General features: G+C 56.5%; 13 protein-coding genes. 2 read left to right on the top strand and 11 right to left on the bottom strand.

The window, feature by feature from the left end:
* Window positions 1-45: 45 nt before the first annotated feature.
* The 6 genes from dprA to lepB all read right to left on the bottom strand — a co-directional run bounded on the left by dprA (window position 46) and on the right by lepB (window position 5,518).
* Window positions 46-1,227 (bottom strand): DNA-processing protein DprA, encoded by a 1,182-nt coding sequence (gene dprA / locus ATK06_RS07845; protein WP_048379270.1) that lies wholly within the window; start codon window positions 1,225-1,227, stop codon window positions 46-48.
* Window positions 1,224-2,768, bottom strand: coding sequence for a YifB family Mg chelatase-like AAA ATPase (locus ATK06_RS07840; protein WP_098389143.1), 1,545 nt, complete (start codon window positions 2,766-2,768; stop codon window positions 1,224-1,226). Before ATK06_RS07840 ends, dprA begins: the two co-directional genes overlap by 4 nt.
* The gene (locus ATK06_RS07835) at window positions 2,758-3,189 is read right to left on the bottom strand and encodes a YraN family protein (RefSeq protein ID WP_048379272.1); all 432 of its coding nucleotides are present in this window, start codon (window positions 3,187-3,189) and stop codon (window positions 2,758-2,760) included. Before ATK06_RS07835 ends, ATK06_RS07840 begins: the two co-directional genes overlap by 11 nt.
* A gap of 399 nt (window positions 3,190-3,588) precedes the next feature.
* The gene (locus ATK06_RS07830; protein ID WP_048379273.1) at window positions 3,589-3,897 is read right to left on the bottom strand and encodes a DUF2469 domain-containing protein; all 309 of its coding nucleotides are present in this window, start codon (window positions 3,895-3,897) and stop codon (window positions 3,589-3,591) included.
* Window positions 3,887-4,612 (bottom strand): ribonuclease HII, encoded by a 726-nt coding sequence (locus ATK06_RS07825; RefSeq protein WP_083985896.1) that lies wholly within the window; start codon window positions 4,610-4,612, stop codon window positions 3,887-3,889. The genes ATK06_RS07830 and ATK06_RS07825 overlap by 11 nt, the downstream gene beginning before the upstream one ends.
* A gap of 57 nt (window positions 4,613-4,669) precedes the next feature.
* Window positions 4,670-5,518: a signal peptidase I gene (gene lepB, locus ATK06_RS07820; RefSeq protein ID WP_408608292.1), complete on the bottom strand. Its 849-nt coding sequence runs from the start codon at window positions 5,516-5,518 to the stop codon at window positions 4,670-4,672.
* A gap of 23 nt (window positions 5,519-5,541) precedes the next feature.
* Between lepB and ATK06_RS07815 the strand changes: the two genes are divergently transcribed.
* Entirely contained in the window at window positions 5,542-7,386 is a 1,845-nt protein-coding gene (locus ATK06_RS07815; RefSeq protein WP_048379274.1) for an ABC transporter ATP-binding protein, read from the top strand.
* 87 nt (window positions 7,387-7,473) lie between these two features.
* Here the strand turns inward: ATK06_RS07815 and rplS are convergent, their stop codons facing one another.
* Both rplS and ATK06_RS07805 read right to left on the bottom strand, forming a co-directional pair.
* Window positions 7,474-7,815: a 50S ribosomal protein L19 gene (gene rplS, locus ATK06_RS07810; protein WP_048379275.1), complete on the bottom strand. Its 342-nt coding sequence runs from the start codon at window positions 7,813-7,815 to the stop codon at window positions 7,474-7,476.
* Window positions 7,816-7,971: 156 nt separating this feature from the next.
* Window positions 7,972-10,266, bottom strand: coding sequence for a Tex family protein (locus tag ATK06_RS07805; RefSeq protein ID WP_098389142.1), 2,295 nt, complete (start codon window positions 10,264-10,266; stop codon window positions 7,972-7,974).
* A 36-nt stretch (window positions 10,267-10,302) separates the two neighbouring features.
* Between ATK06_RS07805 and ATK06_RS07800 the strand changes: the two genes are divergently transcribed.
* Window positions 10,303-10,932 (top strand): DUF4232 domain-containing protein, encoded by a 630-nt coding sequence (locus ATK06_RS07800; protein WP_169916277.1) that lies wholly within the window; start codon window positions 10,303-10,305, stop codon window positions 10,930-10,932.
* 28 nt (window positions 10,933-10,960) lie between these two features.
* Here ATK06_RS07800 and ATK06_RS07795 read toward each other — a convergent pair whose 3' ends face one another.
* The 3 genes from ATK06_RS07795 to ATK06_RS07785 all read right to left on the bottom strand — a co-directional run bounded on the left by ATK06_RS07795 (window position 10,961) and on the right by ATK06_RS07785 (window position 14,682).
* Window positions 10,961-12,601 carry an IS30 family transposase gene (locus ATK06_RS07795; RefSeq protein WP_048379854.1) on the bottom strand — a complete coding sequence of 547 codons (1,641 nt, stop codon included), beginning with the start codon at window positions 12,599-12,601 and terminating at the stop codon, window positions 10,961-10,963.
* Between the two features lie 106 nt (window positions 12,602-12,707).
* Window positions 12,708-13,142 (bottom strand): cupin domain-containing protein, encoded by a 435-nt coding sequence (locus ATK06_RS07790; RefSeq protein WP_048379278.1) that lies wholly within the window; start codon window positions 13,140-13,142, stop codon window positions 12,708-12,710.
* 154 nt (window positions 13,143-13,296) lie between these two features.
* A complete protein-coding gene (locus ATK06_RS07785) occupies window positions 13,297-14,682 on the bottom strand; it encodes an anaerobic C4-dicarboxylate transporter (protein ID WP_098389140.1) in 1,386 nt (461 codons plus the stop codon).
* Window positions 14,683-14,889 lie beyond the last annotated feature (207 nt).

Here is a 14,889-nt window from a genome sequence, read left to right as displayed (position 1 = left end):
CTATAGTCCCCGGCGCGCTCCCCCGGCCTGGGTGAGGGGCGCGGCTTAATCGTCGGTTGGGCGACGTACCCAGGTGCCGGCGGTGACGTCGATAAGCTCCTTTTTGTGCAGTGTGACTAGGAGGTGGACGGTAAGTGGCAGGCTGAATCCTGCAGCGGCTGCAATTTTTTCTGCTGTCAGGCCGGTCTCGGGTGGGATGGCGTCGTAGATGCGCAGTTCATTCCTGCTGAGTTGTTGGAGAGCGTCGGGTGCGAAGTCGAGTTCGTATTGGGCGTCGGGGTCGACGGTTGAGGATGAGTCGAGTAGGGAGTGAATGTCGTCGGCGCCGGTGACTAGTTGGGCGGCGCCGTCGCGGATTTTTGTGTTGCAGCCTTGGGAGCCTACTTCCGTAACTGGCCCTGGGATTGCCATGGTGACTTTGCCTAGTCCTGCCGCCCAGCTGAGGGTGTTCAGTGCTCCTGAGCGCCATGGTGCTTGTGTGACTACGGTGCCTTGGGTGAGCGCTGCGACCAATCTGTTACGGGTCAAGAAACGGTGGCGTTGTGGGGTGAATTCCGGTGGGTATTCGCTTATCACTAGTCCTGTGCGAGCAATGTCTTTGAATAACTCGGTGTTGCGCACTGGGTATATGCGGTCTAATCCGCACGCGGCGACTGCAATGGTTGGGCCGCCGGCGTCGAGTGCTGCGCGGTGTGCGATGGCGTCAACTCCTAGTGCGCCGCCGGAGATGATTGTGTACCTGTAGTGTGTGAGGTCCGTTGCGATTTTCCTCGTGACGGCTTTCCCATATGCGCTGACCGCACGGCTTCCGACGATTGCTAGTGCCTGTTTAGTCAATGCTGCCAGTGATTCTTGTCCGCGGACCCACAGGACGTGCGGTGCTGCTGCATCGGATTGGTACGTTTTAATGTGCGGGCTTTCCCCTGTCGCCGCGTAACCGAAGGCAAGGTCAAATTCTTCTTGTGGCCATTCTGGGTGGCCTGGATGAATGAGTCGAAAGCCTTGTTCGTTGGCGATGCGGCAATCAAGGTCGGCCCGATTCCAATCATGCCGGGCTTCGGTCTCCCCCAATAGTGCGCCTAATCTGGAGTCTCGGCGCACGATTGCGTTTGCTAGATCAACGGGCTTCCAATCGTGTTCTAGCAGGGTGTTCATCGCTCGGCTTGGTCCTTCGACGACCCTGCTCAAGTAGGCCCAGGCACGTATTTCCTGAGTGGTGTCTGTCATGCTGCGGCCACCTCCGCGTACGGCCCGTGCAGGTCCATCGCCTGCATTACTTCTTCTACGGTTGGCACGTCTGCGTGTGCCAGGTCTGCTAGGGTCCATGCGACTCGTAGAGTTCTGTCTACGCCTCGTTGGGTGAGGTCACCTTGTGCCAGATAGGTGCTTAGGACCAACATTGCGTCTTCAGTTGCTGGATAATCGCGGCGTAAAGTACGCGAATCTATGGTGGCGTTGGTCATGGTGGCTTTGTGTGCTTTGCGCCAACGGAACAGTGCACGGTCGCGAGCATCGGCGACGCGTGCTGCGATGGTTGCCGAGCTTTCTGCCCCATCATCGTGGATTACCGCACCTTGCGAATCGATGTGGGTGACGATGTCGATGCGGTCCCGGATGGGTTCTGCAATATTGTCCAAATAATTCATGCGTTTTGTTGGTGTACACGTACAGTAGCGCGGGTCAGGGTTTCCGCAGGGGCACGGGTTTGCAGCCAAAATGAGCTGGAAACGGGCTGGGAACGTGACCTCCCTATGCGAACGCACTAAAGAGATTGCTCCCTGTTCCAGCGGGGTGCGCAACGTATTTAAGATCCGGGCGGGCATCTCTGAGGCTTCGTCGATAAACAGCACTCCCCTATGCGCCAAGCTGACTGCACCAGGTGTGGGGCGATTACCACCTCCGATTAACGCAGCGGGGCTAATCGAATGGTGCGGCGCGACAAATGGTGCATGCCTGACTGGGCGCGTGGTCTTGCCTGCGACTGAATGGATTGTGGTGCACTCGATGGTTTCTTCTGGATTCAGTTCTGGGAGGATTCCCGGGATACGTGCGGCAACCATCGATTTTCCTGATCCTGGGGGCCCGATCATCATGAGGTGATGCCCGCCAGCTGCCGCGATTTCGGCGACGCGGCGCCCATGTGGCTGCCCCGCAAGATCCGCGAAGTCAGGGTATTGGGGGGCTGGCTCGTAATGCGGATGCGCCTGGGCGTAATCGACAGCGGTGTGAAGCTGCACCCCGGTGAGCGCCCATTGGAAGGCTTCCTTGACGGATTCCACAACGTAAATTCCAGAATCTGGCAGCAGGGCGGCCTTATGTGCGTTCTCGGCTGGGATGAGTATGGTGTGGAATCCTGCTTTCCACGCGGCATGGATTGCGGGCAGCACGCCTTGTGCCCTGCGCACCGAACCATCCAGTCCCACTTCTCCGACGATGAGTGTAGACCGCAATCGTTCGTGGACATCCGGGTCGTCTGCTTTGGCGGTGAGGACAGCCAACAGGATTGCCAGGTCTAAGTGCGCACCGGATTTAGGTAAACCAGCCGGGGACAAGTTGATAGTAATTTTTGTCTTCGGCCACGGCAGTTGGTGATAGACGGCTGCGGTCTTGATGCGGTCGCGAGACTCCCGCACCGCGGTGTCGCCCATACCGACCATGTACATGCCGGGAAGACCTGCTCCAATGTTTGCTTCTACTTGGATTACATGTGCTTGCACTCCATGGAGCGCATAGGTGTACGTGCATCCGAGTTGTGGTTTAAGCGGCACCGCACTCCACCCCCTGGTACGAATCCACGTTAAAAAGCCAGTGCTTCTCCCCACCGAGACCGACGTGATGTCCCATGACGGTCAGCGCTACCACGTCAAACCTGCATTCCACCCAGGGACGGGACCGTAACCATTCGGTCGCTGCCGCGCGGAGTTTGCGCAGTTTCCTGTGGTCTACGGATTCCACTCCCCCAAAATCGTTCGTGGTCCGAGTTTTTACCTCGATGAACACCACCGTATTGTCCACGTCCTGGGCGATGACGTCTATTTCCCCGCAGCGGTAGCGAACATTCATGTCTATAATCCGGTAACCGCGGTCGCGGTAGTATCCGGCCACGAATGCTTCGCCCTGACGGCCCAGTTCTTGCATCCATTGGTTTTTCAGTTGTGCAGTATTCCCGCGTGTATGAAGCTGAGTCATCCCCTGTCCCCCATATCGTTTCGTTTCATTGACGCGGTGCCCGGCCCGGATGTTCCCCGAGTAGACCTTGCACGGACTAACACTTCCCCGATCCGTTTCGGCCGGGCACCGCGTATCTTCCCCTCCCCGTTAAGACTTTCAACGGGGTGCTTCTCTTTTCTGAAGCTGACTTCAGTATGGACCGCACGCCCGTTCAAGGGTTAGTTTTCTTAAGAACTTTTCCGCCTCGTTGCGTTGAGTCTGTGGATAACTCTGAAAACACCCCAGTTATCCACAATCGTCGTATAAGACATTGCTTATCGACGTCCTCCCGTCCCCACACCGCCTCCCTAAAACAAAAACCGGGTGCTCTGCGCGCGTTGGCGGCTTGCACCCGGGAGGTCGTCGAGAAGCGTGAAACTAGTTCTCCGGCATCATGAGGTCTGGCTTGTCCATCTCCTCGATGTTGACGTCCTTATACGTAATCACACGGACGTAGCGGACGAAACGCGCTGGACGGTACATGTCCCACACCCACGCGTCTGACATGCGAACTTCGTAGTAGACGTCATTACCGCTGGTATGCGGGATGAGTTCAACGGCGTTAGCTAGGTAGAAACGACGTTCCGTCTCCACGACGTAGGAGAACTGGCTGACCACGTCACGATATTCGCGGTACAGGGACAGTTCGACGTCGGCCTCATAATTGTCCAGATCCTCAGCGCTCATGGCTGTGTATGTTAGTCGGTTGTGGCCCCCAACCGGGGAGGGCGCGCCACTGCCGTGCAACAGCCTGCTGGTATTCGACCAGTTGCTGGGGTGGTGCGGCTACGGCTGCGACGTTGGAGTAACTACGCCTGTGTTCCGGGCTTGCTCCATACTCCTGCAGAGCTTGGGTATGTGCCTTCGTCCCATAGCCCTTGTGCTTGTCAAAGTGGTACTGCGGATACTGTGTGTGGATTTCGTCCATGAGGTTATCGCGATGCACCTTTGCTAAGACACTGGCCGCCGCGATGCACCGCGCGTGGGCGTCTCCACCCACGACCGGCAAGTGCGGTTGGGGCAGCCCCGGGATATGCCATGCGTCGGTGAGCACATAGCCAGGCCGTACCCCCAGGGCTGCAATTGCTGCGCGCATGCCTGCAACGTTGACCGTGTGGATTCCCCACGCATCGACTTGTGCTGCGCTGAAATCCACCACCGACCACGCTAGTGCCACCTGCTTAATTACTGGTTCTAATTCGGCACGACGCACAGGGGTTAATTTTTTGGAGTCCGTCAGCTTTGCTAGGCGGGCATCGGGCTTGTCCGGGAGAATCGCCGCGCCGATTGTGACCGGGCCTGCACAGGCGCCACGACCTGCCTCGTCGACGCCACACACTGGCCCAAGCCCCGCTTTACTGAGCGCAACCTCGTATGTCCGCAAATATTTAAGCGTGCGCATTAGACCCCTGAAATATCACAAATGCTCTAGCGTTTCCCGCATTGTCCCGAGAGGTCTTTAGGCTGCATCCTGGATATCAGGATCAGAGACTACTCCGATGCGGTCCAGCGGCCAGAAGCGGAATTCTACCTTGCCACGCACGTTGTCGAGCGGGATTGTGCCCTGGTGTTGGTCCCCAACGTGATAGCGCGAGTCCAGAGAATTCGTGCGGTTATCCCCCATCATGAACAGGTGATCATCGGGCACGGTGATGGGGCCAAAGTAGGGTCCGCCACACGCTTCAGATCCTGTCGAAGGATCGACCGGGAATTGGGTGGGCTGCAGGGTAAAGGATTGGTCGGTCGGCTGGCCATCAACCATGACGGAAGGGTCGCCTGCCTGGCAGGATACAGTCTGTCCTCCGGTCGCAATCACACGCTTAACCAGAATGTTCTCATCTGGTGCGACGATCCCGATGTAGGAGCCCAAGTTCTGCAGACCCCGAATAGCGGGGTTCTCACTGCGGTTAGTGGTAAAACCCTGGTTCCACGAGTCCGTGCCTTCGAAGACAATGACGTCGCCAGGTTCCGGTTCAGTGAAGTAGTAAGAAACTTTCTGTGCTGCAATACGGTCACCGTCGCAGCCTTGGCATCCATGCAGCGTAGGTTCCATAGAGGCGCTGGGGATAACGTAGACGCGGCCGATGAAAGCGTGAATCAGCGCAACGGCCAAGAAAGTTACAACGATAAGTACGGGGATTTCGATGTACCACGGCGTTTGTTTTTTGGCTTCGTCGTCGGTTCTCTGGGTGGAATCGCCTGCAGTTGTGTTCACGGAGTGCCACTTTATCACTAAGCGGTCGGGACTCTGGAGGAAACAGTGTTCTGGCATGGTGCGATACTTCAGTAGAGTGTCCGTATTACGCATTCACCGCCCGGAAAGGTAGCACTATGGCTGAAACTCACGCCACGCAAGCGGAAGGTAGAAAACCTAAGCGTGGCACGTTCCGCTCGCTGATGTCCATGTTGACCCACCACAAAGGGGCGCTCGCCTTTGCCATCGCGTTAAACCTGGTGTCTGCCGGGCTGTCCCTTGCGCAGCCAGCGGTCATCAACATGCTGATCACAGCCTTCGAAAACCGTGAGCCGAACGCAGGCATTAGTGCGCAGACGGTTACTCCTGTTTTTGGCCTGTCTGTCGGCCAGATTGCTACCTTGCTCGTTGGCTTGTTGCTGTTTTCTGCCGTTTCATCTGCGTTAGAGAACTATGTGCTGGCGCGTACCGCCGAGGCAGCTGTCTTGCAAACACGCAGGAATTTGATTTCCCGGCTGATTCACCTGCCCATTCGTGTTTTTGATAAGCACCACACGGGCGATCTTGTGACTCGCCTGGGTTCTGATACGACTCTCGTGCGCGCAGCATTCACAGGCGGACTCGTGGATGCGATTGGCGGCACTGTCACTATGATTGGCGCGATTATTCTTATGGCGCTTATCGACGTCTACATGCTACTTCTCGTCCTCGCGGTAGTACTCGTGGCGTTGGTCGTCGTTATTTTTGCTTCGCGCCTGGTACAGAAGCACACGAAGGCTGCGCAAAAATCTGTGGGTGATCTAGGTGCGGGAATGGAACGCGCGCTGGTTGCTATCCGCACGGTTCGTTCTGGGGGAAAGGACGCCGAAGAGACGACGAAGCAGCTCCTGGATGAAAACGCCGATGAAGCATTCGTCCACGGCCGCAGTATTGCTCGTGTACTCGCGCTCCTTTCGCCGGCGACCGGCATCGCGTTGCAGGGCGCATTTTTGGCAGTCCTCGGCATTGGCGGTATGCGTGTTGCCGCCGGGTCTATTGGAATCGGTGACTTGGTGTCTTTCGTGTTGTACCTGTTCATGGTTGCTTCACCGATTGGCATGATTTTCTCCGCCGTCACCACGGTGCGCCAGGCAATGGGTGCGCTCGAACGCATTAACCAGATTCTCGACGAAGACCCCGAAGACGTCTCCGGCGCACCGCTTGCCCCTCGCCCGGGTGCCCCGGCAGTCGAGTTTGCCAACGTAGACTTCACGTACCCTGCGAGCGCAGATCCCAACGACCCGGATGCCCCTGTTGTGGAGAACCAACCGGTGCTCCACAACGTCTCCTTCACACTGCCGCACGGGACAAAAACCGCCATTGTGGGTTCTTCTGGCTCAGGTAAATCCACCACTCTTGCTCTTTTGGAGCGCTTCTACGACGTCGATTCTGGCACCATCTCAGTATTTGGCAACGACGTTTCGGAAATTTCGCGCCACAGCCTGCGCGACAACATTGGTTACGTCGAACAGGAACCCGCCATTCTTGCGGGTTCTGTGCGTGAAAATCTCCAGTTGGCGGGCCAGACCGTCACGGACGAAGAACTGTGGGAGGCATTGGAGCAGGTCAACATGGCCGAACGTTTCCGCCGCGAGGAAGGCCTTGACACGGTTCTCGGCGAACGCGGTATGACCCTTTCCGGTGGGCAGCGGCAGCGTCTTGCACTCGCACGCATGCTGTTGATGAACGCGCCACTCATGCTTCTCGACGAGCCAACGTCCGCTGTTGATTCCCGCAACGAGCAGCTCATCTTGGACGCAGTTGAGGCGACTGCACAGGGACGTACCACGATTATTGTGGCCCACCGTTTGTCTACCGTGACTGACGCGGATCAAATTATCGTCCTAGAAGACGGTCGCGTTCAAGGTATAGGGACGCACGCAGAGTTGATGGACAACAATGACATTTACCGTGAACTAGCAACGCGTCAGCTTCTCACATAAGCAGCTAACCAGACGCATAAGGAGGGGCACTCACCATCGCGGTGAGTGCCCCTCCTTAAAAGTTGCGCGCGTTAGGCTGCCAAATAATTAGCGGCGTTCCTTGATGCGTGCTGCCTTACCGCGCAGGTTGCGCAGGTAGTACAGCTTCGCACGACGGACCTTGCCGTGGCGCTTGACGGTGATGGACTCCAGGTTCGGGGAGTGTACCGGGAAGGTACGCTCAACACCGATGCCGAAGGAAACCTTGCGGACGGTGAAGGTCTCGCGGATGCCAGAACCCTGGCGGCGGATGACAACACCTTCGAAGAGCTGGGTACGCTCGTTGGAACCCTCGATGACCTTGACGTTCACGCCGACGGTGTCGCCTGGGCGGAATGCAGGGATATCATCGCGCAGCTGTGCTGCATCGACTTTGTCGAGAATATGCATGGAAAAATCCTTTATATTTCGGGATAGAGGACCCTGGCGGCTCTCCCCTGTACAGGGTGCTCGACCGGTTCGTATCCGTGATCACGTATGCGTTCCCACCCCACTGCTGGGGTAGACAACTGGAACAGTATGCCACACCACCAGCACGGAGGGCAACTATTTTCCGAACCCGGCGCGCCGCAATGCATCCGCCATGGACCCTGCCCCTGAGTTGTTGTTTTTATTTCCGCGCTGCTGCCGTTTTACCCCGGGTTTTCCCTGTTTACGGGATTGTTTACCTGCGCCTCGCTGCGTGGTGGGGGCGGGGTCGTCGTCAAGCCTGAGGGTCAGACCGAAACGTTGCCTGTCTACGTCTACGTCGGTGACTTTCACTTTGACCACTTGGCCGGATTTAACAACGTCGTGGGGATCGGAGACAAAGTGGTTAGCCATGGCAGAGACGTGGATGAGTCCGTCCTGGTGGACTCCGACGTCGACGAATGCGCCGAAGGCGGCGACGTTGGTGATTGTGCCTTCGAGCACCATGCCGGGGCGCAGGTCTGAGATTTTTTCAATACCTTCGTGGAAGGTTGCGGTGACGAACTCTGGTCGGGGGTCTCGGCCGGGTTTGTCCAGTTCGGCGAGGATGTCCACGACGGTGGGAACGCCAACTGTCTCGTTGGCAAAGTCGCGTGCGTCAAGCTGCGAGAGCACCCGAGTGTTGCCAATCAGTTCTGCGACGCTGAGGTTGGTTGCGGTGCTCATGGAACGCACGACGTCATAGGATTCCGGGTGTACGGCGGACGCGTCGAGCGGGTCTTTGCCACCGTTGATGCGCAAGAATCCGGCGCATTGCTCAAAAGCTTTCGGCCCGAGACGTGGGACTTTCTTCAGTTGGCTGCGGCTTTCAAAGGTGCCGTTTTCGTCGCGGTAAGCCACGATGTTTGACGCAATAGTTGGGGTGACGCCTGCGACTCGTTCGAGGAGCGGGACTGATGCCGTGTTGAGGTCCACGCCCACCGCGTTGACGGCGTCTTCAACCACACCGTCGAGGGTGCGTGCGAGTGCTTGTTGGTTGACATCGTGTTGGTACTGGCCCACCCCGATGGACTTGGGGTCGATCTTGACTAATTCTGCCAAGGGATCTTGGAGCCGGCGGGCGATGGATACCGCTCCACGCAGAGAAACGTCCATGTCCGGGAATTCCTTTGAAGCGAGTTCGGAGGCAGAGTACACGGAAGCGCCGGACTCGGAGACCACAACCGTTGTGGGCTTGGCGCCACCGGCCTGGGCGATGAGGTCTGCGACTTCCCTCCCTAGTTTCTCCGACTCGCGCGAGGCAGTCCCGTTGCCTACGGCGATTAGTTCCGCGTGGTAGGTCGCAGCCAATCCAGCGAGTTCGCGCACCGCTTCGTTCCACCGGTTTTGTGGTTGGTGTGGGTACACGATGGAGGTTGCCTCCACCTTGCCGGTGCTATCGACGACCGCACACTTGACCCCATTGCGGTATCCCGGGTCCAGCCCCAAAACTGATTTTTGGCCGGCGGGCGCGGCTAGTAGCACGTCTTTTAGGTTGGTCGCGAAGACTTTGAGGGAATCCTCTTCCGCGCGTTCCTTGAGCCGCATGCGTACATCGACACCCGAGGAAACAGCCAGCTTTGTCTTCCATGCCCAGTGCACAGATTTAGCCAGCCACGGGTTCGCATGCGTATCGACGTCCATCCGGCGCGCAATCATCCCCTCGTACAGGGCTTCATCGCCGGGGTCGAGCTGCAGTTGAAGTACGCCCTCGGCTTCGCCACGCAAGAGCGCGAGGATGCGGTGGGCAGGCAGGTTTGTAAACGGTTCAGAAAAGTCGAAGTAGTCCTTAAACTTGGCGCCTGCCTGTTCTTGGCCTTCCACCACGCCCGCATGCACTTGACCTTGCGTGTACATGGTTTCGCGTAATTCTCCGACCAAATCCGCGTCGGTGGCCACACGGTCGACGAACAAGGCTCGTGCGCCCGCGAGTACTGCGTCAGTGTCCGCGAAGCCTTCGGTGATGTAGTTCCCCGCTAATTCTTCGGGGTTACGTTCGGGGGCGTCCAGGATGGCGTCGAGAAGCGGTTCAAGACCGGCGTCGCGGGCGATGTCCGCTTTGGTCTTGCGGCGCTTTTTAAATGGCAAGTAGAGGTCTTCGAGACGAGCTTTCGTGGTTGTTGCCTCAATAAGTGCTTTGAGGTCATCGGTGAGTTTGCCCTGTTCCTCGATCGCGGCCAAGATCGTCTGCTTGCGGTCTTCAAGCTCGCGGAGGTAGGTGGAGCGTTCTTCGATGTGTCGAAGTGCCGCATCGTCGAGGCCACCTGTCGCCTCTTTGCGGTAGCGGGCAATAAATGGAACCGTATTGCCTTCTGCAAGGAGTTGTAATGCGGCGGCCACGTGGTTTTCATCCACGCCCAGTTCATGTGCAATAACAGCTGCGATCGATACCATTCGGGCAATTCTACGCCACGCGCCTACGATGGGCTCATGCGCCAAATATTTCCGGCACTGCTCTGCATCCCGCTGCTCACCGCTTGCGGAGCCGCCACCGGGCCTGAGAACGCCCCCATCGGGTCAACAACGACTGTCACAACGGCCGCTACCACGACGCACACAGCCACCCCAGGACCTTTCCCCGCCGCTACCCCAACTGCGGATTACGCGTGGCCGGCACGCCCCGAAGACGACGGCGTGCCCTCCTGCCCCGCCGAAATACTTTCGAGTTCCTTGTCAGCATTTGATACCCACGACGACGGCGGGTTCTACACAATAACGGTGTCCAACACGAGCGACGCCACTTGGTGCGGGGTCAAAGATTTCCCCAAGCTGCGTGCTCTAAGCGGTGGCACTCAGGTCGGCCGCATGGCTCATATCAACGGCCTCATTCCCGAGACGATCCCTCTTGCTGCCGGCGAGAGCGCCTACGCGCATTTTGAATTACGGGGCGGGAAACCCTGCTCAGCGGAAGCAAAAACTGTCGATTCCATCAACATGCAGTGGCCACGCGAAGACACCATGCCCCTCCCTGAACCGTTGCCGGTGTGCACCGACTCGCATCAGGTTCCGCCTGTATTCATCACCGGACCGTGGGGCTCTGCGCCCACCCCGTACTCTTGAATTCTAGGGGTCGTTGCAACAACGACGATTAATCCCGTCTAATGCTACCGGTTTGTGCCAGAGCCTCTGCCATAACTTCCGCCGGAGTCTTCCATTGCAATGCTTTACGTGGTGTGTGGTTGTGGATATTGGCAATCATTTCAAGATCATGTGCGCTGTAGACTGACAAATCACTACTTTTCGGAAGATTCCGCCGGAGTCGCCCGTTAGTATTCTCGTTACTTCCACGTTCCCATGGTGAACCAGGATGACAGAAATAAATGGGTATATCTGTAGCCATCGTAAAAGCCTTATGACCAGCCATCTCGCTTCCCTGATCCCAGGTAATCGATGACCACATCGCTTCGTCGATCGTGCCAACTGTTTTCTTTAACGCTGCAAGTACCTCATCACTGCTATGGCGCCCAGGCAGGTGACCTAACACGACGAACCTGCTGACACGTTCCACCAAAGTGATCACTGCTGATTTGTTATTTTTGCCTAAAATGAGGTCCCCTTCCCAGTGTCCAGGCAAAATACGCTCAGCGACTTCTTCAGGTCGTTCATCGATCATGATCATGTCATCAACGAATCGTTGCTGAGTAGGAGTGTCAACCCGGGGGAGTCGTTTCTTGCGTTTCTTCCTACCCCGAGGCAGTGTCAAACCTAGCTCACTGAGCTTACCTTTCGACTGCAGGTAGAAAGCATCGTAGATAGTTTCGTGGCTAATACGCATGTCCTTGTCATCGGGAAAATCAACAGGGAGTCGATGAGCAATCTGTTCAGGCGACCATTGTGCCCGCAACCCATTACACACGTACTCCCATAATCGTTTATCTGCTAATAACTTGGGTAGTTTAGGACGCAGCCGACGTGCGCACGCTTTCAACTGAGCAGTTTCTGCACGATACGGGCCTTCCGCACTGCGATTGCGTCTAATTTCTCGAGCAATTGATGAAGCACTTCGCCCAAGTCGGCGACTGATTTCACGAACCGAGGTATGCTCACGCAGCAAATCAGCAATAAGTACTCGTTCTTCGAAGCAGATATAGCGAGCGCTAATAGGTTTGTATGGATCAACCCCATGTGGCAATGCCGGTGGACGCAATCGTCCAGAGTCAACGAGATCATGGCGTTGGCGCAGCGTGATCATAAGTCTTTTATACGTGATGGCATCGATACCAACACCGACGAACTCTTTGCGTGAGCCGTTTGTTTTAAACAGACCGCGTTCGAAATCTTGCCTCATCGATCTCTCAATACCGAGTGCACGCCCAGCATCACCAGAAGGCACACTTGCTAAACGTAGCCGGAGGTATTCCACACGAAGTTGAGTCTGCCGAACCCTGCGCTGGTACCTGCTTAAGCGGATATGACAGCCGGCATCCATTGCAATCGCATACGCAGCAGTGTCATTGATTCCGCATTGAACTGCCGCGGCGTGGACTGATTGTCCATGTCGAACACGTGTCAGGAACTCTTTGATAACCGGGGTGTTGTGATTAAGTGGTCGTTGTCTCTTGCGTGGTTCGATGAGTTTGTGGGCGTGGCAAAAATTTAACGCATGTCCGTAGTTACAGCCGATTTCATAGGCGGAGGAACGCACGCTGCGACCGCGTGTCACTAACGCGATTAGTCGTACACGATCAGACTCGGATAACGAATGATAAGGCCCATAACTGGTAGTCATTGCCACACTCCTTAGGGAAAGTGTTGCAACGACCCTCTGAACTTAAGACTAGGAGCTGATACAAAAAGGCCACCACGGGTTTCCGTGGTGGCCTAATAACGCGCCTTTAGACCAGGTCGGTCTCCTGAGGATCATTCTTTGCATCCTCGAAGGTCTCATGGTGAGTGCCGTGCTTGTGCTCCGGTGCTGCATAAATGGAGTACAGCTTCACGGTCTCTTCGCCTTCGTTAACAAAGTTGTGCCACTTGCCAGCTGGGACGAAGATTGCGTCATCGTCTTCGGCGATCTCATCAATTTCCAGATCGTCTTCGGAAGCACCGATCATCACGCGGATACGGCCACCTTCGAGACGGAGGAACTGGTCATGATCGTCGTGGATTTCGGCACCAATCTCGCCGCCGGCAGGAATGGCCATGACGGTGAGCTGCATGTACTTACCGGTCCACAGGGTGTCGCGGAAAGCTTCGTTATCTAAGGTTGCCTTCTCAATATCAAACTTGAGAGGGTTGGGGCCATGGTCTTTGCCGAGTACGTCCGACATATTCATTTCCTTTCGTAGTGTTCTCTGTAAAACCGGGCTGTGGCTCGCACCTCCAGTAGTGGCAAACAACAGCCCAAGTGCTACGTCCCACTGTAGTCAAACTGTAGTTTTGTGCTAGGAACTCAAGCCTGACCTAACTGGCCCTAGGGCGCTTTTAAAGGATGACTTGCGCCAGCAGCGAACCCACCACACAGGACGTAAACACGCTGATAGCACCTGGAATCAGGAAGGAGTGGTTGATCACGAACTTGCCGATGCGGGTGGTACCCGTCGTATCGAATCCAATACATGCAAGATCTGATGGGTAGGTTGGCAGAATCCAGTAGCCGTATGCAGCACCGTAGAAGCCGATGATGACGGCTGGGTCAATGCCCAAGTGCAAACCAATGGGCGCAATTGCGACCAAGGCCGCGCCCTGCGAGTTCACCAACTTAGACACAATCAGCAGGACAACTGCATACATCCACGGGTAGGAGGAGACGACGTCGCCAAGCGTGTTCTCCAAAGCATCGATATGTGCATCGAAGAAGGTGTCCGCCATCCACGCAACACCGAAGACCGAGAACACTGCCGTCATGCCGGCTTTGAACACCGGGGTGGAGGAAATCTTGCCGTGATCAGGACGGCACCACAGCAGGATTACAGCACCAGCGACGAGCATGAGCATCTGGATAACCAGGTTCATGGACAGAGGCTTTTCGACGCCATCATCGTTCGGGAACACCGGGCGCAGGGATTCAACCGCCCCGAGAAGCACCACCAAAGCGATCGCCGCGAAGAAAATCCAGACTGAACGGTAGGCGGTCTTCGGGAAGACCTGACCGATGAGCGTCTCACTCTGGGAGTGGATGCGCTCTGCGAACTCTGGGTCCTTCATCTTCTCCTGGAACACAGGATCTTTATCTAAGTCCTTGCCGCGGCGAACTGACCACAAGGCGGCGAGCAGAACACCAGACAACGACGCTGGGATAGCAACCGAGAGAATCTGTGGAATCGAATATGAGTGGCCGATGGCTCCAGAGTTTTCCGCAAGGATGGAGGCCAAAGATACTGTCGCGACAGACACGGGCGAAGCGGTGATACCCATCTGGGCCGCAGTCGACGACACCGCCATCGGACGTTCCGGTCGGATTCCCTTCTTCAGCGCAATGTCTTGGATAATCGGGAACATGGTGTAGACCACATGCCCAGTACCACACAGCACCGTCAGCGACCACGTGGTGATAGGTGCCAGAATAGTGACCATTTCCGGCTTCTTGCGCAGGATTTTCTCCGCAAATTGCATCATCACATCTAGGCCCCGGGCTTGCTGCAATGTCGAAGCGGCACCAATCACCGCGACGATTGTGAGCATCACGGATACCGGTGGCGTGCCCGGCGCCAGTCCAAAGACAAAGACGAGGAGCAGCAGGCCGATTCCGGAGATCAGGCCAAGCCCGATTCCCCCGAAGCGTGTACCCATGAGTAGGCAGGCAAGGATGATGAGGATTTGCAGGACTATAGCGATCCCGCTGGTGGGATCGAGGATGGAGGCTAACATCAGGCGGCCTCTACCTTTCCGTATTGAATCGAATAATCACATCAATAGGAATTTTATTGGCCCGTAAACTGCAACAAAGAACTGAAATGGTGTGATAAATCTCTTGCCCGGGCGTGTCCGATTCAACAAAGTCAAATACGTCCGTCCGTTTTAAGGGTTAGCCAGGCTCACCACATAGCCGTCCTATTTTCCCAGCGCACCGTCATG

Origin of the sequence: Corynebacterium renale (genome assembly GCF_002563965.1) — a bacterium.
Classification (GTDB): Bacteria; Actinomycetota; Actinomycetes; order Mycobacteriales; family Mycobacteriaceae; genus Corynebacterium; species Corynebacterium renale.
This window is presented reverse-complemented; position numbering and strand designations above follow the sequence as displayed.

Bases quoted from the DNA above. Each gene is read 5' to 3' on its own strand.
- dprA (WP_048379270.1), bottom strand. From the start codon at position 1,227: ATGACAGACACCACTCAGGAAATACGTGCCTGGGCCTACTTGAGCAGG.
- ATK06_RS07835 (WP_048379272.1), bottom strand. From the start codon at position 3,189: ATGACTCAGCTTCATACACGCGGGAATACTGCACAACTGAAAAACCAA.
- ATK06_RS07830 (WP_048379273.1), bottom strand. From the start codon at position 3,897: ATGAGCGCTGAGGATCTGGACAATTATGAGGCCGACGTCGAACTGTCC.
- ATK06_RS07825 (WP_083985896.1), bottom strand. From the start codon at position 4,612: ATGCGCACGCTTAAATATTTGCGGACATACGAGGTTGCGCTCAGTAAA.
- lepB (WP_408608292.1), bottom strand. From the start codon at position 5,518: ATGCGTAATACGGACACTCTACTGAAGTATCGCACCATGCCAGAACAC.
- ATK06_RS07815 (WP_048379274.1), top strand. From the start codon at position 5,542: ATGGCTGAAACTCACGCCACGCAAGCGGAAGGTAGAAAACCTAAGCGT.
- rplS (WP_048379275.1), bottom strand. From the start codon at position 7,815: ATGCATATTCTCGACAAAGTCGATGCAGCACAGCTGCGCGATGATATC.
- ATK06_RS07805 (WP_098389142.1), bottom strand. From the start codon at position 10,266: ATGGTATCGATCGCAGCTGTTATTGCACATGAACTGGGCGTGGATGAA.
- ATK06_RS07800 (WP_169916277.1), top strand. From the start codon at position 10,303: ATGCGCCAAATATTTCCGGCACTGCTCTGCATCCCGCTGCTCACCGCT.
- ATK06_RS07795 (WP_048379854.1), bottom strand. From the start codon at position 12,601: ATGACTACCAGTTATGGGCCTTATCATTCGTTATCCGAGTCTGATCGT.
- ATK06_RS07790 (WP_048379278.1), bottom strand. From the start codon at position 13,142: ATGTCGGACGTACTCGGCAAAGACCATGGCCCCAACCCTCTCAAGTTT.
- ATK06_RS07785 (WP_098389140.1), bottom strand. From the start codon at position 14,682: ATGTTAGCCTCCATCCTCGATCCCACCAGCGGGATCGCTATAGTCCTG.